Source organism: Streptomyces sp. NPDC021356, assembly GCF_040641015.1.
In the GTDB taxonomy this organism is placed as follows: domain Bacteria; phylum Actinomycetota; class Actinomycetes; order Streptomycetales; family Streptomycetaceae; genus Streptomyces.
On the sequence record NZ_JBFACU010000034.1, the window covers coordinates 74,719 to 97,961 of the forward strand.

The window sequence follows — 23,243 nt, forward strand, 5'->3', positions numbered from 1 at the left end:
GGCCCCTCCTTCACTGTGGGAGCGCTCCCATGCATAATGGGGCCCACCCGACTCGTGGGAGCGATTCCATGCCCGAACCGAAGACCGTGACCTTTCCTCCCGCCTTCCTGTGGGGCGCGGCGACCTCCGCCTACCAGATCGAGGGCGCCGTGCGGGAGGACGGCCGCACCCCCTCGATCTGGGACACCTTCAGCCGTACGCCGGGCGCGACGGCCGACGGCGACACCGGTGACGTCGCCGTCGACCACTACCACCGCTACCGCGACGACGTGGCCCTGATGGCCGAACTCGGCCTGAACGCCTACCGCTTCTCGGTCTCCTGGCCCCGCGTGCAGCCCACCGGTCGCGGCCCCGCCGCACAGGCGGGCCTGGACTTCTACCGGCGGCTGGTCGACGAACTGCTGTCCCACGGCATCAAGCCCTCCGTCACGCTCTACCACTGGGACCTGCCGCAGGAGCTGGAGGACGCGGGCGGCTGGCCCGAGCGCGAGACCGCGCTGCGCTTCGCGGAGTACGCGCAGCTCGTCGGCGAGGCGCTCGGCGACCGCGTGGACCAGTGGATCACGCTCAACGAGCCCTGGTGCAGCGCCTTTCTGGGCTACGGCTCCGGGGTGCACGCGCCCGGCCGCACCGAGCCCCTGGCCGCCCTGCGCGCCGCGCACCACCTGAACCTCGCCCACGGCCTGGGCACACAGGCACTGCGCTCGGTGCTGCCGGCCGGCGCCTCGGTCGCCGTGAGCCTCAACTCGCAGGTGATCCGCCCGCTGTCGCAGCACCCGGCGGACCTGGCGGCGGCGCGGCGCATCGACGACCTGGCCTGCGGTGTCTTCCACGGCCCGATCCTGCACGGCGCGTACCCGGCCTCACTGCTGGAGGCGACCTCGTCGGTCACGGACTGGTCGTACGTCCTCGACGGGGACCTGCGTGCCGTCCGGCAGCCGCTGGACGCGCTCGGCCTCAACTACTACACGACCGCGCTGGTGTCGTCGCCGGACACGGCCCCCGAGGGACCGCGCGCGGACGGGCACGGGTCGAGCGCGCACTCGCCGTGGCCGGGCTCCGAGGACGTGGCGTTCCACCAGGCCCCGGGCGACCGTACGGAGATGGGCTGGACGATCGACCCGGGCGGCCTGCACGAGCTGATCATGCGCTACACCCGCGAGGCCCCCGGAGTTCCCCTCTACGTCACGGAGAACGGCGCGGCCTACCCCGACAAGGTGGACGACGACGGCCGCGTGCACGACCCGGAGCGCATCGCCTACCTGCACGGGCACCTCGCGGCGATCCACCGGGCCAACGCGGACGGGGCCGACGTCCGCGGCTACTACCTGTGGTCCCTGATGGACAACTTCGAGTGGGCCTACGGCTATGCCAAGCGGTTCGGGGCGGTGTACGTGGACTACGCGACCCTCGCCCGGACGCCGAAGTCCAGCGCCCACTGGTACGGGAGGGCGGCCCGGACCGGTCAGCTGCCGCCGGTGGACGCCGTCTGACGTACGGGCCACCGTCCGCTCGGGGGCGGGCGGGGGCAAGCGGGGGCAAGCGGGGGGCGCGGCACGCGGGAGCCGGAGGGGAGTGCCGCGCCCACCGGTCACTTGGCGCCGGTCACTTGTAGGCGCCGAAGGCCTTGGTGAAGGCGTACGGTTCCTGCGCGATGGAGCTGCACGTGGCGTCGGCGGTGGGCTTGGGGCCGCCGGCGCACTGCTTGTCGCGGGTGGCCGACCACATGGAAAGCCCGCCGAGGCCCTTGGTCTTGGCGAAGTCCACCAGCTGGGTGGCGTCGTCGACCTTGAAGACCTCGGTGGAGACGTCGTTCACGCCGATCATGGGGGTGACGGCGACCGCCTTCCAGGCGGCGCTGTCGGACAGGCCGAGCACGCTCTTGATCTGGGCCTGGGTGGCGGTGGCGGCCTGCTCGGCGTAGCTGCCCATGTCGCCGTTGTACGAGGCGCCGTAGTCCATCGCCATGATGTTGACGGTGGAGATCCGCACACCGCCGGACTTGGCGCCTGCCAGCAGGTTCACGCCGTCCTGGGTCAGGCCCTCGGGCATGACGGGGAGGGTGAAGGAGACGTCCAGGCCGGGGTGCTGCCGCTGGAGCTCGGCGATGGCCTGGGCGCGGCGGGTGTTGGCGGCGGTGTTCGACAGCGCGCCGCCCTCGATGTCGAAGTCGACCTTGGTGAGCTCGAACCGGTCGACGGCCTTGCCGTACGCCGCCGCCAGCGCGTCCGCCGAGGAGCAGGTCGTCGCCAGCTCGGACCCGTTGGCGCCGCCGAAGGAGACCCGCACGTCGCCGCCCTTGGCGCGCAGCGCGCCGATCTGGGAGGCGACGCCGTCGCTGCCGAGCTCGGTGACGCCACCCCATTTGGGGGTGCAGCCGCCGCCGTCGGTGACGAAGGCGAGGTTGTAGTTCTTCACGCCGGTCGCGTCGGCGCTCGCCGTCAGGTCGAAGGCGGGGTAGAGGGAGGTGTCGACGTAGGGCGCGAAGCCCGCGCCGGTGGTGGTGCCGGTGCCGGTGCTCGGCGAGGGGGTGGGGTCGGCGGTCGGCGTCTTCGTGGGGGTGGGAGTGGAGGTGGGGCGGGGCGTCGGGGACGGGCTCGTGGATCGGGTGGGGCGCCCGCTGGGTTGCGGGGTGGCGCCGTCGTCCGCCGAGCACGCGGCGCCGTCGATCCGGCAGCCGGTCGGGGCGCCGGTGCCGTCGACGACGAAGCCGACGGTGACGGACTTGCCGGGGGCGAGCCCGGCGGTGTCCCACTTGGCGGGCTTGACGGTGACGTGCCGCCCGCTGACAGCGGCCTCACCGTTCCACAGCGAGCCCAGCTTCGTGCCCGTCGGCAGGTCGAACTCCAGGGTCCAGTCCCGCTGCGTCCCGCCGCTGTTGTTGGTGACGACGTACTGCGCGGTGTAGCCCGTCGACCAGTCGCTGGTCCTCGTGTACGCGGCACCGGTCCCGGCGGCCTGCGCGGTGGCGGTGAACACGAAGGCCCCGCCGCCGACCGCGGCCGCCGCCACCAGGCCGCCCAACACCTTGTTCCTGCCGCTGATCCTGCGCCGGTGCGTGCTCATCGTGCGTGCCTGCCTTCGCTGTTCAGGGGTCCGGGGACGTCCGTGGGGCTGCCCCGGAGGGGGTGGGTGCGGCAGCACGCTAGCGATGCGGAACCGGGCAATCAGGCGGATCCGGACGGCAGTCGAGGTTCTTAGGGTGCGCTTAAGGAAGGCATCGGGGCCGGTTAAAGGTCGCCGCCGTCCCGCGGCCGCCGTCCGGTCCCGCGTACGCCCCTGACCGTGCCCCTCGTGGCTTGCACGGCCGCGTCCGGGCAAGCCACGACGCGGCTTCCTCGGCCACCGCCCGCACGCACTTCGCGGCCGTCGTCCCGACCACTGCCCCGCAGGCGTCCCACGGCCCCGCGGGCGTCCCCGGTCGCCGGCGGCGCCTGCTCAGCCCACCGCCGTACGCCGGCGGCGGACGGTGCCCCGGTGGCCTTTGCGTGCCGGCCGGCGGCCGTCCCGTTGCAGCCGGACGCGTACCTCGGTGCCGCCGAGCACGCAGGAGCCGATCCGGACGTCGCCGCCGGTCGCCTCCGCCAGGCGGCGCACGATGTCCAGGCCGAGTCCGGTGGAGCCGTCGCTCCCCGAACCCCGGCCGCGCAGCATGGCGGCGGCCGGGTCGGGTATGCCGGGGCCCGCGTCGGAGACGAGCACGATCACCGCGTCCTCCGCGTGGTGCACGTCGACGGCGAACGCCGTGCCCTCGGCGGTGTGCCGGAAGACGTTGCCGAGCAGGGCGTCCAGGGCCGCGGCGAGGTCGGCGCGGGCCACCGGTGCACGGGCCGGCCGCTCGACCCCGGCCAGCCGCCACGTGCGGCCCTCGTCCTCCGCGAGCGCGGACCAGAACCCCATCCGTTCCCTGACGACCTCGGCCACGTCGCAGCCCGCGCCCGCTTTGGCCGCCGCCGTGCGCGGCTTGGCCTGGCGGGCCGTCCGGATGATGGTGTCGACCTCGCGCTCCAGCTGGGCGACCGCCGCGCGGGTCTGCTCGGCGGCCGGGCCCTGCCCGAGCGAGGCGGCGTTGAGCCGCAGCACGGTCAGCGGCGTACGCAGCCGGTGGGACAGGTCGGCGGCCAGTTCCCGTTCGCCCGCGAGGAGCTGGACGACCTGGTCGGCCATGGAGTTGAACGCGACGGCCGCCCGGCGCAGTTCGGGCGGTCCCTCCTCGGGCACCCGCGCGCCCAGTTTGCCCTCACCCAGTTCGTGCGCGCCCTGGGCGAGCCGCCGCGCGGACCGCACCATGCGGACGCCGAGCCGGTCGGCGACGGCGACCGAGCCGACGACCAGCGCGGCGCCGACACCGGCGAGCACCGCCCAGGCCGTGCCCACGCCGTTGCCGACCTCGGTCTCGGGGACGTAGACCTCGACGACCGCGATGGCACCGGAGCTGAGCGCGACCGGCTGGAGCAGCGTGGATCCGCCGGGCACCTCGGTGGTGGAGGCGCGGCCCATCCGCCGGACGGTGGCGATGTCCGCCCCGGCGGCCCGCCGCCGGCCGATGTCGACGGCGCGTCCGCCCTCGGTGGCCGGTATGTGCACGGCCATCCGGGCGTCCGAGCCCGCCGAGGCGACGACCCGCTCCAACTGGTCGCGCTCGGTGGTGATGGACAGGGCGGGCGCGACGGCCGCGGCCTGGCGTTCGGCGTGGGAGAAGGCGCGGTCGCGGGCCATCTCCTTGACGACCAGGCCGAGCGGCACCGCGAAGGCGACGACGACCATCGTGGTGACCGCCAGGCAGACCTTGACCAGCGCCCACCTCATCGCGCCGGCTCCGCCCCGGGTGGCTCCAGCTTCACGCCCACGCCCCGCAGCGTGTGCAGGTAGCGGGGCCGTGCGGCGGTCTCGCCCAGCTTCCGCCGCAGCCAGGAGAGATGGACGTCGATGGTCTGGTCGTCGCCGTAGGACTGCTGCCACACCTCGGCGAGCAGTTCCCTGCGGGCCACGACGACGCCGGGCCGTCCGGCGAGGAAGGCCAGCAGGTCGAACTCGCGGCGGGTCAGGTCGAGTCGGGCGCCGTCCAGCTCGGCCTGGCGGCGCAGCGGGTCGACGGTCAGCCCGCCCACGCGCAGGACGGTGGACGGCGCGGCCTCGGCGGGGCCGGAGCGGGCCCGCCGCAGTACGGCGGCCATGCGCGCCGACAGGTGCTCGACCGAGAACGGCTTGGTCAGGTAGTCGTCCGCCCCGTCGTTGAGCAGCCGGACGATCTCCGCCTCGTCGTCCCGTGCGGTGGCGACGATGACGGGCACGTCGGTGATGCCGCGCAGCATCTTCAGGGCCTCGGCGCCGTCCAGGTCGGGCAGTCCGAGGTCCAGGACGACCACGTCGAAGCGGAAATGGGCGACCTCGCGCAGCGCCTCCAGCGCCGTCCCGACACTGCGCACGGTGTGCGAGGCGTCGGTCAGGTGACGGATGAGCGCCGAGCGTACGAACTGGTCGTCCTCGACCACGAGCACACTTGCCATGCGCCGCACCGTACGCCATACGGACATACCCGGTGCGGGCCTGTGGACAACTTCCGGCGGGGGCTCCCGCCGCCTGTGGACGACCCCGTTCCCGGCCCGGCCGCTCCCCCTCGCCAGCCACGGCGCCCGGGCCGCCCGGGACACCCGCGGGACGCGTGCGGCAGGATGGCGCCGATGCGCAGAGGACTCGTACACGTACTGGCGTGGTCGCTGGCGACGAGCGCCGCGGTCACGCTGTCGTGGTGGGGTGTCCACACGGTGATGGCGGGCACCGCCTACGACCCGCCGCGCGCCCTGCCCATCACGGCGGCCGGCGCGGACGCGCGGGAGTCCGGCCCGCCCGGCTCCGCCGCGCATCGCCCTGCGCCCTCGACGAGCGCTTCCGCCCCGCCCGCCGCGCCGTCCCGTACCCCCGCCGGGACCGCCCCGAGCGCCCCGGGCACCCCGGACACCGCGCGCACCACGCACACCACGCCGTCGGCGGGCGCGGGCGGTTCGGCCGCGGGGTCAGCCGGCTCCACCGGATCTTCCGGCTCCACCGGTTCCACCGGCACGTCCGGCGCTGCCGGGAAGGTGAAGGGTTACGACACCGCGGGCGGCCGGGTGATCTTCGATCTGGGCGAGGCCTCCGCGACGCTCGTCTCGGCGACCCCGGGCACGGGGTGGTCGATGCAGGTGTGGAAGACGTCGACCTGGATCCGGGTCGAGTTCACCTCCGGCCCGGACCGGGTGTCGGTCATCTGCTCCTGGCACGACGGTCCGCCGCGGGTGGAAGTCGGCAACTACTAGGTTCTGCCGCCGGGCCGCCGGGCCGCCGGGTCAGTGGAAGACGGAGGGCGGCGGTGCCGGTGAGGCCACGGCCGCCGCGTCCGTCACGGGGACGGCGCCGCCCGTGAAGTCGGTGAGCGCCCGCCCGTGTTCGACCCGGCCCGGGTGCGGGTCGGACGCGGCGCGACGGGTCAGCTCCGCGACCGGCAGCGGCAGGTCGGAGGCGACGAGGACCGCGTTGCCGAAGCGCTTGCCGCGCAGCACGGCCGGGTCGGCGACCAGGGCCAGCTCGGCGAACCGGGCGGCGGCGGTGGCGATCTGGCCGCGCAGGTGGGCGAGCGGCGGCCCGTCGGCGAGGTTCGCGGCGAAGACGGCGCCCGCCTTCAGGGCCCTTCGGACCTCGTCCAGGAACTCGGCCGAGGTGAGGTGGGCGGGGGTGCGGGCGCCGCTGAACACGTCCGCGACGACGAGGTCGGCCCAGCCGTCGGGCACCTTGGCGAGTCCCTCGCGGGCGTCGGCGGAGCGCACCCGGATCCGGGCGTTCGCCTCCAGGGGGAGTTCGCGGCGCACCAGCCGCACCAGGGCGGCGTCCCGTTCGACGACCTGCTGGGTGGAACGCGGGCGGGTGGCGGCGACGTACCGGGCGAGGGTGAACGCGCCGCCGCCGAGGTGGACGACGTGGACCGGCTTGGCCGGGGGCGCGGCGAGGTCGATGACGTGCCCGAGCCTGCGCTGGTACTCGAAGGAGAGGTGCGCGGGGTCGTCCAGGTCGACGTGCGACTGCGGTGCCCCGTCGATCAGCAGCGTCCAGGCCCGCGCGCGCTCCCGGTCGGGGACGAGCTGCGCCAGCCCGCCGTCCACCTGCTCGACGACGTCTTTCGCGGCCCCGCGCTCACGGCGGGCGTTTCTGGACCTTCCCATCCCGCCATTGTCGCAAGTCCCGCGCGACCGCACCCCGGGGTGCGGAAGGCCGCAGCGGCCGTCAGCGGCAGCTGTCGGCCGCCTCGATCATGCGGGCCGCCTCGCCGAGGGCGCGCCGCAGCAGCGCGGGGTCGGTCGCGAGGTCGGCCTCTCCGGGCGGGAGCAGCCAGTCCGAGCCCTCCACAGGGGGCCGCGGGGCCGTCCGCAGCCCGCGGCCGTCCGTCCTGGTGCAGGTGCTGCCCGGCACGTCCCACGCCGCGGCCGTGCCCGCCGGGACCACGAATCCGAGCGTGTCGGCGCCGTCGTCGTGCAGGACGGGTCCTACGGCGTCGTCGGCCCCGCGGCGCAGGATGTCGACCGCCTCCAGGCCCTGCCGGGCCGGCACCGTCACCAGGTCGCAGCCGGCTTCCGGCGCCGGCGGCCGACGGTGATCGACGCTCCGGTGAGTCTGCGTCCCGGTCTCCACCACGGGTACCCCTCCTCGTGCGCGAGCGGGTCGGGAGTCGGGCGGCTCCCGGTTCACGGGGTCCAACGCGGCGGCGCGTCAACGGCTACGGCCGAAGTCAGCCGCAAAGGATGGCAGTTCATGGCAGATCGTGGATGAGATATCCGGTTTGTAGCCAAACACTGCGTGGTGGAGCGGACACAACCGGTACGTTCTTGCTCGTCGGAAACAGGGTGCCACTTGGGCAACCCGGGTAACTCACCCCGAATCCGGCATGGTTTGACGGTTCGCACGAGAGGGCCCGGCCATGACGTCGTCGACGGTGACCTCGTCCCAGTCCCCCCGGCCGCCGCGGCCGAACCTCGCCTTCCGGCACCTGCGCGGACAGCGCTCGCCGGCCGAGTTCGCCGCGGCGGTGCGGCGTGCCGCCCGCGAGATCGGCGAGCGGGTCAGCTGCGACGCGCGCTACATCGGCCGGGTGGAGGCGGGCGAGATCCGCTGCCCCAACTACGCCTACGAACGTGTGTTCCTGCACATGTTCCCGGGCCGCACGCTGACCGACCTGGGGTTCTCGCCCCGCTCGTCCGTGCGCGGGCGCGCGGCACGCGCCGAGCTCCCGGCGCAGGCCGGGCCCGCCCCCGCCGGGACGACGGGCACGGCCCGTCCGTACCACCAGCAGCACCAATACCACCAGCCCAACGAGCATGACCGGCACGACCAGCACCAACTGCACGACGGGCAAGACCTGTACCACCCGCACGAGGACCACGAGGAGAGCGACGTGCTGCGTCGCGCATTCATGACCCGCGGGGGCGCCACGGTGGCCGCCGCCTCGCTGGGGCCCCTGGGGCTCGCCTTCGACGCGTCGGCCGCGGACCGCCCCCTCCGCCGCGCCGGCGCGAGCGACGCGGGCGCCCTCGAAGAGGCCGTCCGCAGGATCCGGCTGCTGGACGACCGGCACGGAGCGGACGGCCTCTACCGCCGCGCGGCGGCTCCGCTGCGTGCCGCGTACGCCCTGCTCGACGCCGGCGCGACCCGGCAGACCACGGCCGACCGGCTGCACGCGGGCGCCGGTGAACTCGCCATCTCGGTGGGCTGGCTGGCCCATGACTCGGGCCGGTTCGACGACGCCCGCTCGCACTACGCCGAGGCACTGGCCACCGCCCGGATGACCGGCGACGACGCCCTGGAGGCGCACGCGTTCTGCAACACGGCGTTCCTCGCACGGGACGCGGGCCGGCCCCGAGAGGCGGTGCGAGCGGCGCAGGCGGCCCAGCGCGCCGCCCGCTCACTCGGCTCGCCGCGGCTGATGTCCCTGCTCGCGCTGCGCGAGGCCGGCGGCTGGGCGGGGCTCGCCGACCGCACCGGCTGCGCACAGGCGCTCACGCGCGCGCAGGCGCTGTACGGACGGGGCCCCTCGGACGCCGACCCCGAGTGGATGAGCTTCTACGGCGAGGCCGAGCTGGAGGGGCTGGAGGCCCAGTGCTGGTCGACCCTGGGCGACTGGCCGCGGGCGGCACGGCACGCGCGGCGGGCGGCGGCGCTCCAGGACCCGCACTTCACCCGGAACATCGCGCTGTACACGGCCCAGCTGGCCGACGACCTCGCGCGCGGGGGCCGCCCCGACGAGGCGGCGGCGGCCGGGATGCGGGTCCTGGACCTCCTGGACCAGGTCCAGTCCTCGCGGGTCCAGACGATGCTGGCGGGGACGGCACGCCTGCTGTCGCCGCACCGGCGGGCCGGCGGTGTCTCGGCCTTCCTGGAACGGCACGCGAGCACACCCCGGACCGCGTGAGGCCCGGCCGCGCCGAGCGGACGAAAAGAACGTGCCGACAGGCGTCAACAACGCTCAGGGTCAATACACCTAGGCGGCCAGGTGCCCCACGTCGTTCCAGCTCTCCAGGGCGGGTTCGCCGTACGCCCAGCCGAGCACGGACAGCGACGTGGGGTTGAGGCGGACGCGCGCGGCGAAGTCGAGCGGCAGGCCGAGCCACCGCGCGCCGATCGACCGCAGGATGTGCCCGTGGGCGAAGACCAGTACGTCGCGGTCCTCGCCGCGCGCCCAGGCCACCACCTCGTCGGCCCGGGCGGTGACCTCGGCGAGCGTCTCCCCGCGCGGGACGCCGTCGCGCCAGATGAACCAGCCGGGGTTCTCGGCCTGGATCTGCTGCGGGGTCATGCCCTCGTAGGCGCCGTAGTCCCACTCCATGAGCGTGTCCCAGCACAGGGCGCGCTCGCCGAAGCCGGCCAGTTCGCACGTCTCACGCGCGCGTACCAGCGGGCTGGTGCGCACCTCCACGCCCGGCAGGCCGTCGAAGGGGGCCCGGTGCAGCCGCTCGCCGAGCAGTTTCGCGCCGCGCCTGCCCTCCTCCAGGAGGGGCACGTCGGTCCTGCCGGTGTGCTTGCCGGACAGTGACCACCGGGTCTGTCCGTGCCGTGCCAGCAGGATGCGCGGTGCCATGAGCGGCCTTTCCGGGAGGAACTGAGATCTTCGGGCGGGGCCCCTCCATCATCGCGCACCCTGTGCAGGAGCAACCCGGGGGGCGGTGTTCGCGTCTTTGAGGTCCGGGGCGCCCGGCAGGGCGGGGCGCATACACCGTAAAGTGGCACGACCGGCCGGGGACCACCGGAGATCACCGGGCGCCGCAGCGAAGAGTAGAGCGACCTGAAGGGGGAGGGGCATCGGATGCCGCAGACCGAGGCACCGGCACCTGCATCGCGCACCGAGGCGCCCCCGCCGACCCGGCTGCGCTGGTGGACCGAGCTGCCGCTGATCCTGCTCGTGTACGGCTGCTATTCGGCCGGGCGGCTGCTGGTGCGCGGTGATGTCGCGGGGGCCGTCGACCACGGGCTGTCGATCCTGCGCTTCGAGCAGACGCTGCGGCTGAACTTCGAACACCCGCTCAACCGGCTGTTCACCCGGGAACCCTGGCTCGGTGTCCCGGCCGACTTCTGGTACGCGTCCCTGCACTACGTGGTGACGCCCGCGATCCTGGTGTGGCTGTTCCGCAGCCGCACCGCCTGCTACCGCCGGGCCCGCACCTGGCTGATGACGTCGACGTTCATCGGCCTGATCGGCTTCACCCTGCTGCCGACCTGCCCGCCCCGCCTGCTCTCGCCGGACCACGGGTTCGTGGACACCATGGCCCACTACAGCTCGTACGGCTGGTGGGGCGCCGACGCCAGCGCGCCGCGCGGCATGGGCGGCATGACCAACCAGTACGCGGCCATGCCCAGCCTGCACGTGGGCTGGGCGCTGTGGTGCGGGGTGATGCTCTGGCGGCAGGGCGGCACCCGCTGGGCGAAGGCGGCCGGTGTCGCCTACCCGCTGCTGACCGCGCTCGTGGTCATGGGCACGGCCAACCACTACTTCCTCGACGCGGTCGCCGGCGTGGCCGTGATGGGCGTCGGACTGCTGCTCGCGCCGGTCGTGACGCGCGGCGCGGACCGGGCGCGGGCGGCGCTGACCGCGCGGGTCCCCGCCCTCGCGGGCCGCTCGGCCGGCAAGGGTTCCCCGGTTGTCAGTGGCGGGTGCCAGACTTCGGCGGGTGAGCGAATTCCACGGCAGCGCGAAACACGGTTCGGTTCCGGCACCGAGCCGGGTGCCTCCCCCCAGGACGCGGGGGACGGCGCTCCGGCACCAGCTCGCTGAGCTGCGCGGGCCCGGCGTACCGGCCCGGGCACTGGACGCCCGCGCGCTGGCGGCCCTCGCCGCCAACCCGGGCTGCCGGCGGCGCGCGCTCCTGGACGGCGCGGGCGTGGACAAGACGGCGCTCGCGGGCGCGCTCGGCGCGCCCTCCGCGTTCGGACAGTCGCAGTTCGCCCTCACCCGGGGCAACGCGTTCGAGGCGCGGGTCAAGGCGGACGGCGGCGCGGAGCTGCTGCGGCTGGTGCACCAGCGGCTGGACGCCGGGGCCGAACCGCCGCGCGAGGCCCACGTACCGGATCTGACCGCCGTCGGCCCCGAGGGGCGCGCGGCGCGCACGGCGCTGGCGCTGCGCGAGGCCACCGAGGCGCGCGCATGGGCCCTGCTGGACCATCCCATGCTCGCCCTGGACGTGGCGGGCTCCCCCGCCTTCCTGGAGCCGGACGCGGTGGTCGTCCACCCGGACGGCACCTGGACGGTCGTGGAGATCAAGTCGTTCCCGATGCTGGACGGCTCCGCGGACCCGGCGAAGGTCGGCGCGGCGGCCCGCCAGGCCGCGGTGTACGTCCTGGCGCTGGAGGGCGTGGCCGCCCGCCTCGGCCAGGACGGGACGCCCGCCCCGCGCGTGCGGCACCGGGTGCTGCTCGTGTGCCCCAAGGACTTCTCCAACCTGCCCGCCGCCCGTGCCGTCGACGTCCGCAAGCAGCGGGCGGTGACCGCCCGCCAGCTCACCCGCCTGACCCGGCTGCAGGACATCGTCGACCTGCTCCCCGAAGGGGCGTCCTTCTCCCCCGAGCTGCCCCGGGAGGGGCTGACGGCGGCGGTCGAGGCGGTCCCCGCCGCCTATGCGCCCGAGTGCCTGGCCGCCTGCGAGCTGGCCTTCCACTGCCGCTCCCGGGCCCGTGCCCAGGGCGCGGTGACCGCCCTGGGCCGCTCGGCCCGCGCCGAACTGGGCGGCCTGACGACCGTCGATGACGTGCTCGCCGCGGCCCACGGCGAGGCGGGCGACCCGGACGACCCGGCGGTGGCCGCGCTGCGCCGGGCGGCGCTGCTGCGGGCCGAGGCGCTGGGCGGCCACCCGCGCGAGAGGCCCGGCCCGCGGGAGGCGGCACGGGCCGACGCCCGGGAGGGGGCCGCATGTCACTGATCACGACCCTCGCCCGGCTGGAGGCTGTGCGGGCCGGGCGGGCCGAGCCCGCCGCGACCGTGCTGCACCGGCACCTGTCCGAGCGGCCCCTGGTGTGCGTACCGCTCACCACCGCCGGTGAGGCGGGCGCCCCGCTCGGCGCGCTCGTCGGCACCGACCGGGCTGCGCCCCGGCTGCTCGCCGTGGCGCAGCCGCGCGACCGGGACCTGAGGTTCGCCTTCCTGGCCGAGCTGGCCGACGTCGTCCTGCCGTACATCGACTCCTACGCCGACGCGGTGGAGGCCGCCGAGCGCAGCGAGACCGATCCGGAGACCGGCAAGCGCACCAAGGTCGAGGTCGAGCTGTGCGCGGACGCGCCCCAGCTGATCGTGCCCAGCCGGGCGGGCATCGACTTCGTACGGCTGCTCGGACGTTCCATGCGCTTCCGGCGCACCGCCGAGCAGGATCCCGAGGCCCCGCACCCGGCGCCGCCCCGCGTCCCGCTGCTCGGGCGGTGGCTGACCCACTTCGGGGAGCGGGCCCGGGTGCCCGGCTCCTCGCTGCTGCTGGCCGTCAGCGACGTACTGGCCCGGCACTGGACGACCGGCCAGTCCGGGCTTGAGGACCAGCATCTCGGAGCGCTGCTGGCGTGGATCGCCCCGCCGGACGGCCACTCGGGCGCCGAGGCGGCCCTGCGGGCGGAGCGGGAGCGGGACGCGGCCGGCCAGCTCCTGTGCCCGCCCGCGGGCCCGGCCACCGACCCGGCCTTCGACAACAAGCTCCTCGCGCCCGCCATCGAGCGCTACGACCGCGCGCGAGGAGCGCTCGCCGCGGCCGAGGACGGCCTGGAGGCGGACGACCGGCTCGGCGCCCTGACCGCGGCCGAGCAGCACATCCGCGACCTGGTGCGCCAGTGCGCCCTGCACACCTGGGAGAAGGTCTGGGAGGGCCTGGACCTGCTGCGGACGCTGCCCGAGGGCGCGCGCGTGCAGGAGCGGTGGACGCGCGACCGCTGGTCGTTCACCGCCCACCGCGACCGCGTCCTCGCCGGCGAGCCGCCGCAGCCGCGCCGGGACGACGCGGTCACCGCGGCGAACAAGCTGGCCACGCGCGAGCGCGAGCAGGCCCGCCTGGACGCCCAGGAGGCGCTGGACGACCCGCTGGTCATGGCCGGGCGGCGGCTGGCCGGGGAGGCGTTCGCCGGCGAGGTCACGGACGTGACCATGGTGTACAGCGAGGGCAAGCGCCCCAGCCCGCGCCCGCTGGTCACCGTCCGCACGGACGACCGGCCGCACCTGGGCGAGCGGGTCAGGGCGTACCGCTCGCTGGGCGGCAGGCCGCAGTCGGCGGAGGTCGTCGCCTGCGAGGAGGACGGCACGCTGATCGTGCTCCGCGTCCTCGACAAGATGGGCCGCGGCAAGGAGCCCGAGGCCGGTTCCGTGCCGGAGAAGGGCGACCGTGTCTGCTTCACGCTCTTCGAGCACGAGCAGCGCGGCGGCCCGAAGCTGCCCGACCCGGAGAACACCCCCTGGACGCACGGCGGCCCGCCGGGCGAGGCGGGCGCCGTGCCAGAAGGTCCCGACCCGGTGACCGAGGAGGACGTCCTTTGAACCCTCCCCCTCACGGATGAGGGGGATTCCTGGCTCACGCCGCTCGATCGCTCAGCGAGCAGTCGAGTCTTCCGCGATCAACACCAGCCGGGTTGGAACCAGCCCGGTTTCCCCAAGGATTGGAGGTTGCTGTGCTGGCTTGGTTCTCGCTCAGCACGCCGCGCTACTACCATCTGTGGCATGAGCGGAACGCTCGGTGAGCGCGTTCGACCCGGCCGCCGCGGCCGCCCGTGCCACCGAGGCGATCCTCGCCGACACCCTGCACGGCGCGCACCGCGGTGTCGTCGTCGACTCCCCCCCGGGCGCCGGCAAGTCCACGCTCGTCGTCCGCGCCGCGCTGGAGCTGGCCGCCGCCGGACGGCCGCTGATGGTGGTCGCGCAGACCAACGCGCAGGTCGACGACCTGGTGGTGCGGCTCGCGGAGAAGAACGCCGAGCTGCCCGTCGGCCGGCTGCACAGCAGCGACCTGGACGCCTACGACAAGGCTCTCGACGCCCTGCCGAACGTCCGCACGTCCGCGAAGGCCGCCGACCTCGCCGGGCTGGACGTCGTGCTGTCCACCGCCGCGAAGTGGGCGCACGTGAAGGCCGACGAGCCCTGGCGGCACGCGATCGTCGACGAGGCGTACCAGATGCGCTCGGACGCGCTGCTGGCCGTGGCCGGCCTGTTCGAGCGGGCGCTGTTCGTGGGCGATCCGGGACAGCTGGACCCGTTCTCGATCGTGGGCGGCGAACAGTGGGCGGGACTGTCGTACGACCCGTCGGCCTCCGCGGTGACGACGCTGCTGGCGCACAACCCGGAGCTGCCCCAGCACCGGCTGCCGGTGTCGTGGCGGCTGCCCGCGTCGGCGGCGCCCCTGGTCTCGGACGCGTTCTACCCGTACACGCCGTTCCGCAGCGGCACGGCGGCCGGGGACCGGCGGCTGACCTTCGCGGTGCCCTCGGACGGGTCGGGGCCGGACCGGGTGATCGACGAGGCCGCCGAGTCCGGCTGGGGTCTGCTGGAACTGCCCGCCCGGCACACCCCGCGCACGGACCCGGAGGCGGTGCGGGCGCTCGCCGCGGTCGTTGCGCGGTTGCTGGAGCGGGGCGGCGCGGCCGTGTCGGAACGGGGACCGGACCCGGCGCCGCTGACCGCCGACCGGATCGCCGTCGGCACGGCCCACCGCGACCAGGCGGCGGCCGTCCGCGCGGCCCTGGTGGAACGCGGCGTCACGGACGTCACCGTGGACACGGCCAACCGGCTCCAGGGCCGGGAGTTCGACGTCACCGTCGTCCTGCACCCGCTCTCCGGCCGCCCCGACGCCACGGCCTTCCACCTGGAGACCGGCCGCCTGTGCGTCCTGGCCTCCCGCCATCGCCACGCCTGCATCGTCGTCTGCCGCGCGGGCGTGAGCGAACTCCTGGACGACCACCCGTCCACGGAACCGGTCCAGCTCGGCGTCACGGTGAAGTTCCCGGACGGCTGGGATGCGATGTTCACCACATACCTTCACCTGCTGGAGCACCGTGTGTCCTGGCGTCCCTGAGCTGCGGTGACGCGCAGACAGTCAGTCCAGGGAGGCCAGCGCACCGGCTATGAGAGCACGTGCAGCCGCTCCCCTCACGGCCTCCTGCGACAGCCCTTCGAAGGCTCGGCTGTACAGGCTCCCCCTGACTGGGCTGCGTGAGGGTGGCGGCAGCGTCCAGGGTGTCCGCGTGCACCCTGGCGTCGTCGAAGATCGTGAAGGTGCGCCTCTTCCGGGGCCCTGTAGTTGACCTGCAACGATCGAGGCTAGAAGGCGGCAGCGGCCACCGCCTCGGCTTCCGGCAGCAGGTCCTTGCTCTCCTGGATCACCCTCTCGTACGTGCGCTCGTGGTCCCCGCTTTCGAGAGCGAACCGCAGGAGCGAGCCCGACCAGTTGTCGAAGAGCGAGAACGTACGGTCCACCACCCGCTTGGCTTCCTCGCGCTGTGCGTCGTCGAGGGACGGCAGGCTTTTCTCTTCCACCTCGGGCGACTTTATGCTGTGCGACGCCTCCGCCATGTAGTGCTTGGTGCCGAAGAACTCACATTCGCGACCGTCCCGCAGGGCGATTCCCCGGCAGTGGGTGAAGATCGTGATGGAGACGGCCTCGATGGACTCGACCATCGCGAAAACGGCGTACGTGGGGGCGCCCGCGGCGAGCGCGGCCAGTTCCAGGCAGAGACGTCGAGAGTGGCTGAAGTCCGCGCTCCACAGGACCCGCGTGGCGTCCGACAGGGGCATGCTGCTGTCGGCCCCCAGCTTCTCCAGGTCGGTCAGCATCCACTGCCAGTGGAAGTCCTCTTCGTACGTGTGCGCGTTCAGAAGGGCCTGCAGCTGATCCGGCCGGGCATTGCCTTCGTCTTTGCGGAAGACGTACTTGTTCAGGTCGGAGTAGCCCATGATGAAGGGAACCACGCTGGGCCCCCACGCCAGACGCCTTTCTCCGGGGAGCGACTCGTCGGCGAGCAGGCGAGTGAAGAATGGATGGTTCTCGTACGTTTTCCGATGTTCTTCGATGTAGTCGATGACCTTCCGCATGGAGAACTCCGTCTGTGACGTGCCGACATCTCCGCAGCGACAGGCGGAAAAGACACCATCGCACAGGCCTCTTCAACTCATCATGTTTTACGCAGCGTTGACATGGGTCTGCCCTTCTTTCCCGTCAGGATTGCCCTTCTTCCTGGAGCGCACAGCCGCACCGCGACCGGCCCCGGGTGTGAGTGGTCGGCGTACAGGAAATCCCGGTGAGAACGATGGCGGCGGTGTGGTCGGGCAGGAGGTCGGCGACGGCCGTGCGGATCGCGCCGCGGCCGACCCGGTGGTCGCGCGCAAGGGCGGCGATGGAGTGGCCCTCCAGATACGCGGTGCGGACGTCGCCGGTCTTGTCGGCCGGGACAGCGGGGCGGCGTCCGCCCTTGCCGCCCTTGACCTCGGACGCGCGCAGCCCGTCGTACGTCAGTTCCCGCTGGAGGGGGTAGAGGCGGCTGGAGGTGCCCGGGTCCTCCTCGAAGACGACCGGGTCCTCGATGCCGGCCGTACGCCGGACGCGTCGTTCACGGTTCCGGAGTTCCGGGAAGCGTCAAGCGGCGCGTTCCCGCAGGTCAGAACGCTTCCCCCGTTCCGGGACGCGGAAAGGCGTGTCCGGGGCGAGGTTCTGCCGGGCGGTGGACTGCTGGTCGGTCGAGACCCGCTTGTGGACCGGGTTCGCCACCGAGGGGCGCGTTCCTCTCCCTGGCGCAGCAGGGCGGAGCTGTCCTCGGCGTCACGGCTGATACGCCGCACCTTGAGGACTCGCATACCGTGCAAGAGACGCGGGCTGGACATAGCCTCGCCTGCCGTTGCAGGTGCCCCCCGGGGCAGATGTGGTGATCCTTCCTTCCCAGGACCGGGAGGCCCACCACGCCGCCCTGGCCCGCCTGCGCGAACACCGGGTGCCCTGGAGACCGTGGCCTGCGGCCCGGCCGCATACGGGCGGCGCATCCGGCGGGCGGGTGGGAACATCCCGTGGGTGTGGGGGCTTGAGATGGTCCGGGGATGGGCAGGGACCGCCCGGCCCCTTGCGCACGCGCGAGACAATGGACGGTGGGCCTTCCACAGGACGGCGCCACCAGAAACCGTACGAGGAGGAGAAGACATGGCGGAGCCCACGCCGCGTCGGAACGAATCGCGGCTACGCCCCGCGCCCCTGCTCTTCGAGCCCGCCGCTGCCGCCGCCGACCCGGAGCACTTCTTCGACCTGGAGTCGATGGACGACCCCCGGGCGCTGCTGGAGCGCGCGACCGAGCTGACGCTGGCGTTCCGGGCGGCGGCCGACCGCGCCGTGGAGTTCCAGGCGGTGGCGGCGGCCCAGCTCGCCGACCCCCGCCGCTTCGACCGGCTGAGCCCCGCGGACATCGCCGAGCAGGCGGAGTGGACCGAGGACTACGCCAAGAAGATGGTCGAGTTCGGGCGGGACCTGTTGCGCGGCGCCGAGGGCAGCGTGCACGCCAATCCGGCCGACCCCGTCTGACCGAACGCCCCGGCGGCACCAACCACCTCAGCGGCCCCGACTGCCCCGGTCGTCCGCGGTGGCCTCGACCGCCCCAGTCGCCTCGGTCGCCCCGGCCGTCCGCGATCCCCAGCCCTGGCATATGCCAGCGGGCAAGGTACTCCTTTTGGCCCCTTCGTGTCCCGGTTTCCCGCAACCGTGTGGAAGCGGGCCCTCACACTCGGTAGACGTAACAGTCATGAGCCGCACAGGGACACGCCCCTTCCTCGACCACCCCGACGCCGCGACCGGCAGCCGGTGCGACGCGACCGGCGTCACCGGCGTCACCGGCGTCACCGCGGACGGTGCCGCATGGCTCGCCTCCGCCGGCACGTACCCGCGCAGCACGCTCGCGTACTGGCGCGAGCGCCCGGACGCACCGGTCGTGCTCCCCTGCGGAACGGTCTTCGACGTGGTCAACGTGCCCGCGGTCTTCGGCCGCCGCATGCTGGACCGGCTGTGGGACGAGGGGCCCGGCTCGGGGCCGGTGGCCGTCCACCGGGGGCGGATGCTGCTGTTCACCGCGCCCGGCACCGCCCACCGGCTGCCCTCGCTGCTGGAGTGGGAGGACTGGGGTTCCCGGGGCCGGGAGGACGGCGGGAGCCGCGCCGGTGGCGTACCGCCGCTGCTGTGCCACGGCACCGCCGACGCCGTCACCGTCCCGGCGCCCGTCGGTGCCGCCGTCTCCGCGCGTTCCGCGTCCCGCTGGCTGGTCGCGCCGGACACCCGCCATCCGTGGCTGCCGGGCCCGGAGATCCTGGTGTGGGCGGCCGTCCGCGCGGCCCGGCCGACCGTACGGATTTCGATTTTTCCTCCCCCCGATCAGGATGCTAATGTCTACGACGTCAGCAGGCGCCGCTAGCTCAGTTGGTTAGAGCAGCTGACTCTTAATCAGCGGGTCCGGGGTTCGAGTCCCTGGCGGCGCACGGTGACGAAGGCGATGTGAGTTCGCGATCAGCGAGCACGCATCGCCTTCTTCGTTCGAGTCGCCTCACTCAGCCCTCGCCGCTCACCCTCTCCGCTCGTCCCGCCGCCTCAGCCGGGCGTGATCCTCACCGTGTACGCCCCCGAGGCCGTCCGGTCCTCGACCTCCACCCGGACCCCGTCGCCCGGCACCGTGAAGCTCTCACCCACGTCGACGGGTGCGTCGGCCAGCGGCGGGTAGACCGAGCTGCCCTGGCAGGCGCTGGTGTGCGGATGGGCGTCGAGCACCTGGACGGCTCCGCCGCCCGACTCCGTGTCGCCCCGCACCCGGTACACCAGCACCCCCGGCCGGCACCCGGAGACGTCGTTGCCCACCGCGGCCCGCGCCTCCACGGCCACCACCTGGTCGCTCCCCGTCCGCACCACCGCGAGTTTCGTACCGCCGCCCAGCCCGAACAGCGGTGCTCCCGCCGCCCCCGCCGCGCTCGTCCCCGACTCCCCCACGACCGCCGTGCCCACCGCCCCCGCCGCCCCCACCGCCCCCGGCGATTCCGTTCCGGGCGGGCCCGCCTCCACCGGCTCCAGCGTCAGCCGGGTCGGACCCGTCCCCCGCACGCACGTCACCTGACGGGGGTCGAGCCAGCCGAGCTTCCACTTGTGCCAGGCCAACAGGTCGGGTGACAGTGCGAACTGACTTCCCATCAGGTCCCAGTCGCCCACATAGGTGTCCCAGTCACCCTTGTCGTCGCCCGGCCGGTGGTACAGGTCGGGCAGGTCGAAGACGTGCCCCGTCTCGTGGGCGAGCACCAGCCGGTCGGGTGGGTGCCGTTCGAACACCGTCACCACCCGCCGGATGTCCTTGCCGTCGGCCCGCAGCGGGGTGTTCAGGTTGATGACCTTCGTGGCGTCGGAGTCGACGCCGGGCGCCTCCGGGTCGGCCACCAGGTAGACGACGTCGTAGCGCGAGAAGTCGACCTCCCGGTCGGCGACGGCGACCGCGTCGCGCAGGTAGGCCGCCCGGTCCCGGACGTCCCAGTCGCGGTGCATGGCGTACGCCGTGGACGGCTTCGGCATCCGGATCCAGTGCCGCAGGGGATGCGGGCGCAGCGTGAACCTGCCGTAGGAGGCCTGCTCGTAGAACCGGCTGGTGGCGGGGAAGTGGTCGGCGGCGAGTTCGGCGGGGGTGGTGAGCGGGGCCGCGTCGGGAAAGGACAGGAAGATCATCACCGCGTCGAGCGTCCTGGTCGGACGGGCGTAGGAGGCGTTCCAGGTGTCGAGGCCTTCCGAGTGGTGCACATCGGTGCGCCGCAGCGCGCAGGGGGCGGTCGAGAAGGGCTCGGCGGCCGACGGGCCGGTGAGGATCGAGGTGGCGGCGACCGCCGAGAGGGTGGTGAACACCGCCGCGGTGCTGCGCAGTCGGGGTCGCGCCCGCGCACGGCTCAGCGCCTGGAAAGCGTCACGTCCGAGCGCTTTCAGGGGGAGCTGACGCGGCACAGGGACCTCCGGGTGCGGTTCGCGGGGACACCGCACCCAGCCTGTGGGAGTTTGTAGGAGTACGCCCTGTTTGCCTGCACCGGAAGGGTGATCGGAAGCATGAGAGGCGCGCGCGCACGGCCTGTGGAGCCGCAGTGACCCCGAGGGAGCCGGCATCCGCGGGTCGCTCACGGAACGTCACAAGCGGTCGTCCCCTTGAAGAACCCGTCCAGGTGTGGGCAGAAACGATCTGCCAGGAGGGCCGGCCGGCCGGTGGAACCGGTGAACGGCTGGAAGGGGCCCCGCGCCAGCATCTATGATCGGCACACTTTCCTGGCACTTTCCTGCGCGGACACGGGCCGGGCGGCCGTTCCCCCTCCGGCCGGCCACCCGACGAGACCGATACGAAGACCGAGTGCACTGCGGGAGCTAGCGGTGAGCGGAACGTCCGAAGGGCCGACGCCCGCGGCAGACCTCATGCAGCCGAAAGTCACACTGAGTGATCTTACGAAGGCTCCGGGTGCCGAACCGCCCGTAGCCGCCGTCGGCGGACACGCCGCCAAAACCACCGCGCTCGGCCCGTCGGCCGCCCCCGCGGGCGGTCCGGGGGCGGGATCCGCAGGCGTCGCGGAGCCCGCCGAGGAGCCGGCACCGGCGCACCGCCCGAGACCCGGCCTCACTCCGATGGCGGAACGCGGACCCACCCGCCCGGGATTCACCGAGACGGCCCAGTCCCCGGAGAATTTCCCCACGGCCTCCGCGGTCTCCGGGGTCTCCGCGAACTCTGAGGTCTCCGCGAACTCCGCGAACTCCGCGAACTGCGCGAACTCCGCCAACTCCGTGGCCGCCGCCTCCCCCTTCCGCTCGGCCTTCGACGCCGCTCCGCTCGCGATGGCGGTCGTCGACCGCGAGGGCCTGGTGGTCAGCGCGAACGGCAGCTTCGGCACGCTGGTCGGGGCGGCCCCGGACGAGCTCGCCGGACAGGCCGCCGCCGACCTCGTGGACCTCGCCTCCGACGCCCGTACCTGGCAGGCCTACCGCGAGGTGCTGCGCGGCCGGCAGGCCCGGCTGCGCTGCACCCGCCGGCTCAAGCGGCCCGACGGCCGCTCCCTGTGGGCCCAGCTCACGGTCGCGCCCCTGCCCCCGCACGATTCCGCACCCGAACTCCCCCGCACCCCCTCCTCCCCCCAGCCCCCAGCCGTCCTGCTGTCCCTCGCCGACGTCAGCGCCCGCCGTGAACTGCAGTCCAGGCTGCGCCACTTGCGGATGCACGACCCGGTGACCCGGCTGCCCAACCGCACCCTGTTCTTCGAGCGGCTGTCGGCCGCGCTGGAGGCGGAGTCGTACGGGCGCGGCGGGACCGGCCGGGTCGGCCTGTGCTACCTGGACCTCGACGGGTTCAAGGCGGTCAACGACACCCTGGGGCACCGCGTCGGCGACCGGCTGCTGTCGGCGGTGGCGCGGCGGCTGACGGGCTGCGCGGACGAGGCCGCCGGCGAGCGGGGCAGCGCGCCGCTGGTGGCGCGGCTCGGGGGCGACGAGTTCGCGCTGCTCGTGGAGGACTCCACCGGCACCGAACAGCTGGCCGAGCTGGCCGAGTCGGTGCTCACCGCTCTCCAGGCGCCGTTCGAGATCTCCGGGCGGCGGCTGTCCGTCTCCGCGTCGATCGGCGTGGTCGAGCGGCAGGCGGCCGGGACCTCGGCCACCGCCCTGATGCAGGCGGCCGACACGACCCTGTACTGGGCGAAGGCCGACGGCAGGGCCCGCTGGACCTTGTTCGACCCGGAGCGCAACGCGCACCGGATGACCCGTCAGGCGCTCGTCTCCACCCTGCGCGCGGCCGTGGAGCGCGGCGAGTTCACCCTGGAGTACCAGCCACTGGTCGCGATGGAGGACGGGCGGCTGCGCGGGGTGGAGGCGCTGGTCCGCTGGCGGCACCCGCAGTTCGGCGTCCTGACGCCGAATCGGTTCATCACACTGGCGGAGGAGGACGGGTCGATCGTGCCGCTGGGCCGCTGGGTCCTGGCCACCGCCTGCCGCCAGGCCCGCCGCTGGCAGCTGGACCACCCGGACGAGGCGCCGATCTTCGTCAGCGTCAACGTCGCCGTCCGCCAGGTGTGGGACTCCGACCTGGTCGCGGACGTGGCGGCGGTGCTGGCGGAGACGGGTCTGGCGCCTGGCCTGCTCCAGCTGGAGCTGACCGAGTCGGCGGTGATGGGCTCGGCCGGACGGCCGCTGGAGGTCCTGCGCGCTCTGAGCGACATGGGTGTGCACATCGCCATCGACGACTTCGGCACCGGCTACTCCAACCTGGCCTACCTCAGCCGGCTGCCGGTGTCGGCGCTGAAACTGGACGGCTCGTTCGTCCGGGGCTTCCAGTACGGGCAGCAGTGCCAGAGTCAGGACCAGGGCCAGGCGGAGGCGCCGAGCCCGGCGGACGAGGTGATCGTCGAGGCGATGATCCAGCTCGCCCACCGGCTGGGGCTGACCGTCACCGCCGAGTGCGTGGAGACCTCCGACCAGGCCAGCCGGCTTCGCCGCATCGGCTGCGACACCGGGCAGGGCTGGCTGTACTCCCGCCCGGTCTCGCCGGACCGCATCTGCGAACTGCTCGGCGGCCACGCCTGCGGCCGCCGCTGAACCCTGCGCGTCGGGCGGCCCGTGGGCCCTGCGGGGTGGGCAGCCCGCGGCCCCTAGTAGGGCTTGGTCAGGTTCGTAGGGGTGTGGGTATGTCGCGGTGGCAGGTGGGGCAGGTGCCGGTCCAGGTGGCGAGGAGTGTCTGCAGTT

Annotated in this window: 18 protein-coding genes, 1 tRNA gene and 1 pseudogene; 11 read left to right on the forward strand and 9 right to left on the reverse strand. The window is 73.9% G+C overall.

The genetic code is table 11. The features are described from left to right. The first annotated feature begins 68 nt into the window (after positions 1 to 68). The gene (locus AB0G56_RS33565) at positions 69 to 1,493 is read left to right on the forward strand and encodes a GH1 family beta-glucosidase (protein ID WP_360977133.1); all 1,425 of its coding nucleotides are present in this window, start codon (positions 69 to 71) and stop codon (positions 1,491 to 1,493) included. 112 nt (positions 1,494 to 1,605) lie between these two features. On the opposite strand, the gene AB0G56_RS33570 is transcribed toward AB0G56_RS33565, so the two are convergent. The 3 genes from AB0G56_RS33570 to AB0G56_RS33580 all read right to left on the reverse strand — a co-directional run bounded on the left by AB0G56_RS33570 (position 1,606) and on the right by AB0G56_RS33580 (position 5,510). Further along, positions 1,606 to 3,066 (reverse strand): cellulose binding domain-containing protein, encoded by a 1,461-nt coding sequence (locus AB0G56_RS33570; RefSeq protein WP_360977136.1) that lies wholly within the window; start codon positions 3,064 to 3,066, stop codon positions 1,606 to 1,608. A 372-nt stretch (positions 3,067 to 3,438) separates the two neighbouring features. Next, a complete protein-coding gene (locus AB0G56_RS33575) occupies positions 3,439 to 4,809 on the reverse strand; it encodes a HAMP domain-containing sensor histidine kinase (protein ID WP_360977139.1) in 1,371 nt (456 codons plus the stop codon). Further along, positions 4,806 to 5,510, reverse strand: a complete 705-nt coding sequence (locus AB0G56_RS33580; RefSeq protein ID WP_360977142.1) for a response regulator transcription factor — start codon at positions 5,508 to 5,510, stop codon at positions 4,806 to 4,808. The genes AB0G56_RS33575 and AB0G56_RS33580 overlap by 4 nt, the downstream gene beginning before the upstream one ends. Before the next feature lie 165 nt (positions 5,511 to 5,675). Between AB0G56_RS33580 and AB0G56_RS33585 the strand changes: the two genes are divergently transcribed. Next, the gene (locus AB0G56_RS33585) at positions 5,676 to 6,299 is read left to right on the forward strand and encodes a hypothetical protein (RefSeq protein ID WP_360977145.1); all 624 of its coding nucleotides are present in this window, start codon (positions 5,676 to 5,678) and stop codon (positions 6,297 to 6,299) included. A gap of 30 nt (positions 6,300 to 6,329) precedes the next feature. Here the strand turns inward: AB0G56_RS33585 and AB0G56_RS33590 are convergent, their stop codons facing one another. Beyond that, the gene (locus AB0G56_RS33590) at positions 6,330 to 7,199 is read right to left on the reverse strand and encodes a fused MFS/spermidine synthase (protein ID WP_360977148.1); all 870 of its coding nucleotides are present in this window, start codon (positions 7,197 to 7,199) and stop codon (positions 6,330 to 6,332) included. 61 nt (positions 7,200 to 7,260) lie between these two features. Beyond that, positions 7,261 to 7,668 carry a hypothetical protein gene (locus AB0G56_RS33595; protein ID WP_360977149.1) on the reverse strand — a complete coding sequence of 136 codons (408 nt, stop codon included), beginning with the start codon at positions 7,666 to 7,668 and terminating at the stop codon, positions 7,261 to 7,263. 283 nt (positions 7,669 to 7,951) lie between these two features. On the opposite strand from AB0G56_RS33595, the gene AB0G56_RS33600 reads away from it, so the two are divergent. Continuing rightward, positions 7,952 to 9,439 carry a hypothetical protein gene (locus tag AB0G56_RS33600; protein ID WP_360977152.1) on the forward strand — a complete coding sequence of 496 codons (1,488 nt, stop codon included), beginning with the start codon at positions 7,952 to 7,954 and terminating at the stop codon, positions 9,437 to 9,439. Positions 9,440 to 9,508: 69 nt separating this feature from the next. Here AB0G56_RS33600 and AB0G56_RS33605 read toward each other — a convergent pair whose 3' ends face one another. Further along, positions 9,509 to 10,105: a histidine phosphatase family protein gene (locus AB0G56_RS33605; RefSeq protein ID WP_360977154.1), complete on the reverse strand. Its 597-nt coding sequence runs from the start codon at positions 10,103 to 10,105 to the stop codon at positions 9,509 to 9,511. A 225-nt stretch (positions 10,106 to 10,330) separates the two neighbouring features. Here AB0G56_RS33605 and AB0G56_RS33610 point away from each other — a divergent pair, with 225 nt between their 5' ends. The 4 genes from AB0G56_RS33610 (at position 10,331) to AB0G56_RS33625 (ending at position 15,554) form a co-directional block, all read left to right on the forward strand. Continuing rightward, on the forward strand, positions 10,331 to 11,296 hold the full coding sequence (locus AB0G56_RS33610; protein ID WP_360977157.1) for a phosphatase PAP2 family protein: 966 nt from the start codon (positions 10,331 to 10,333) through the stop codon (positions 11,294 to 11,296). Beyond that, entirely contained in the window at positions 11,247 to 12,437 is a 1,191-nt protein-coding gene (locus tag AB0G56_RS33615; RefSeq protein WP_360977160.1) for a hypothetical protein, read from the forward strand. Before AB0G56_RS33610 ends, AB0G56_RS33615 begins: the two co-directional genes overlap by 50 nt. Beyond that, complete coding sequence (locus tag AB0G56_RS33620) at positions 12,428 to 14,026, forward strand: hypothetical protein (protein WP_360977163.1); 1,599 nt, start codon at positions 12,428 to 12,430, stop codon at positions 14,024 to 14,026. Before AB0G56_RS33615 ends, AB0G56_RS33620 begins: the two co-directional genes overlap by 10 nt. A 196-nt stretch (positions 14,027 to 14,222) precedes the next feature. Next, the gene (locus AB0G56_RS33625; protein WP_360977165.1) at positions 14,223 to 15,554 is read left to right on the forward strand and encodes an AAA domain-containing protein; all 1,332 of its coding nucleotides are present in this window, start codon (positions 14,223 to 14,225) and stop codon (positions 15,552 to 15,554) included. Positions 15,555 to 15,575: 21 nt separating this feature from the next. Here the strand turns inward: AB0G56_RS33625 and AB0G56_RS33630 are convergent. Together AB0G56_RS33630 and AB0G56_RS33635 are read right to left on the reverse strand one after the other, a co-directional pair. Next, a pseudogene (locus tag AB0G56_RS33630) lies at positions 15,576 to 15,756 on the reverse strand (hypothetical protein); the annotation flags it as partial. A 43-nt stretch (positions 15,757 to 15,799) separates the two neighbouring features. Further along, complete coding sequence (locus tag AB0G56_RS33635) at positions 15,800 to 16,570, reverse strand: hypothetical protein (RefSeq protein WP_360977168.1); 771 nt, start codon at positions 16,568 to 16,570, stop codon at positions 15,800 to 15,802. Positions 16,571 to 17,666: 1,096 nt separating this feature from the next. Here AB0G56_RS33635 and AB0G56_RS33640 point away from each other — a divergent pair. From AB0G56_RS33640 to AB0G56_RS33650, 3 genes are all read left to right on the forward strand, one after another. Beyond that, positions 17,667 to 18,041 (forward strand): hypothetical protein, encoded by a 375-nt coding sequence (locus AB0G56_RS33640; RefSeq protein WP_360977171.1) that lies wholly within the window; start codon positions 17,667 to 17,669, stop codon positions 18,039 to 18,041. Between the two features lie 217 nt (positions 18,042 to 18,258). Further along, positions 18,259 to 18,921 (forward strand): bifunctional DNA primase/polymerase, encoded by a 663-nt coding sequence (locus AB0G56_RS33645; protein ID WP_360977174.1) that lies wholly within the window; start codon positions 18,259 to 18,261, stop codon positions 18,919 to 18,921. After that, positions 18,912 to 18,985: transfer RNA gene (locus AB0G56_RS33650), tRNA-Lys, on the forward strand. Before AB0G56_RS33645 ends, AB0G56_RS33650 begins: the two co-directional genes overlap by 10 nt. Positions 18,986 to 19,094: 109 nt before the next feature. Here the strand turns inward: AB0G56_RS33650 and AB0G56_RS33655 are convergent. Further along, complete coding sequence (locus tag AB0G56_RS33655; protein WP_360977177.1) at positions 19,095 to 20,477, reverse strand: M6 family metalloprotease domain-containing protein; 1,383 nt, start codon at positions 20,475 to 20,477, stop codon at positions 19,095 to 19,097. Between the two features lie 663 nt (positions 20,478 to 21,140). On the opposite strand from AB0G56_RS33655, the gene AB0G56_RS33660 reads away from it, so the two are divergent. Beyond that, on the forward strand, positions 21,141 to 23,096 hold the full coding sequence (locus tag AB0G56_RS33660) for an EAL domain-containing protein (protein ID WP_360977180.1): 1,956 nt from the start codon (positions 21,141 to 21,143) through the stop codon (positions 23,094 to 23,096). Positions 23,097 to 23,243 lie beyond the last annotated feature (147 nt).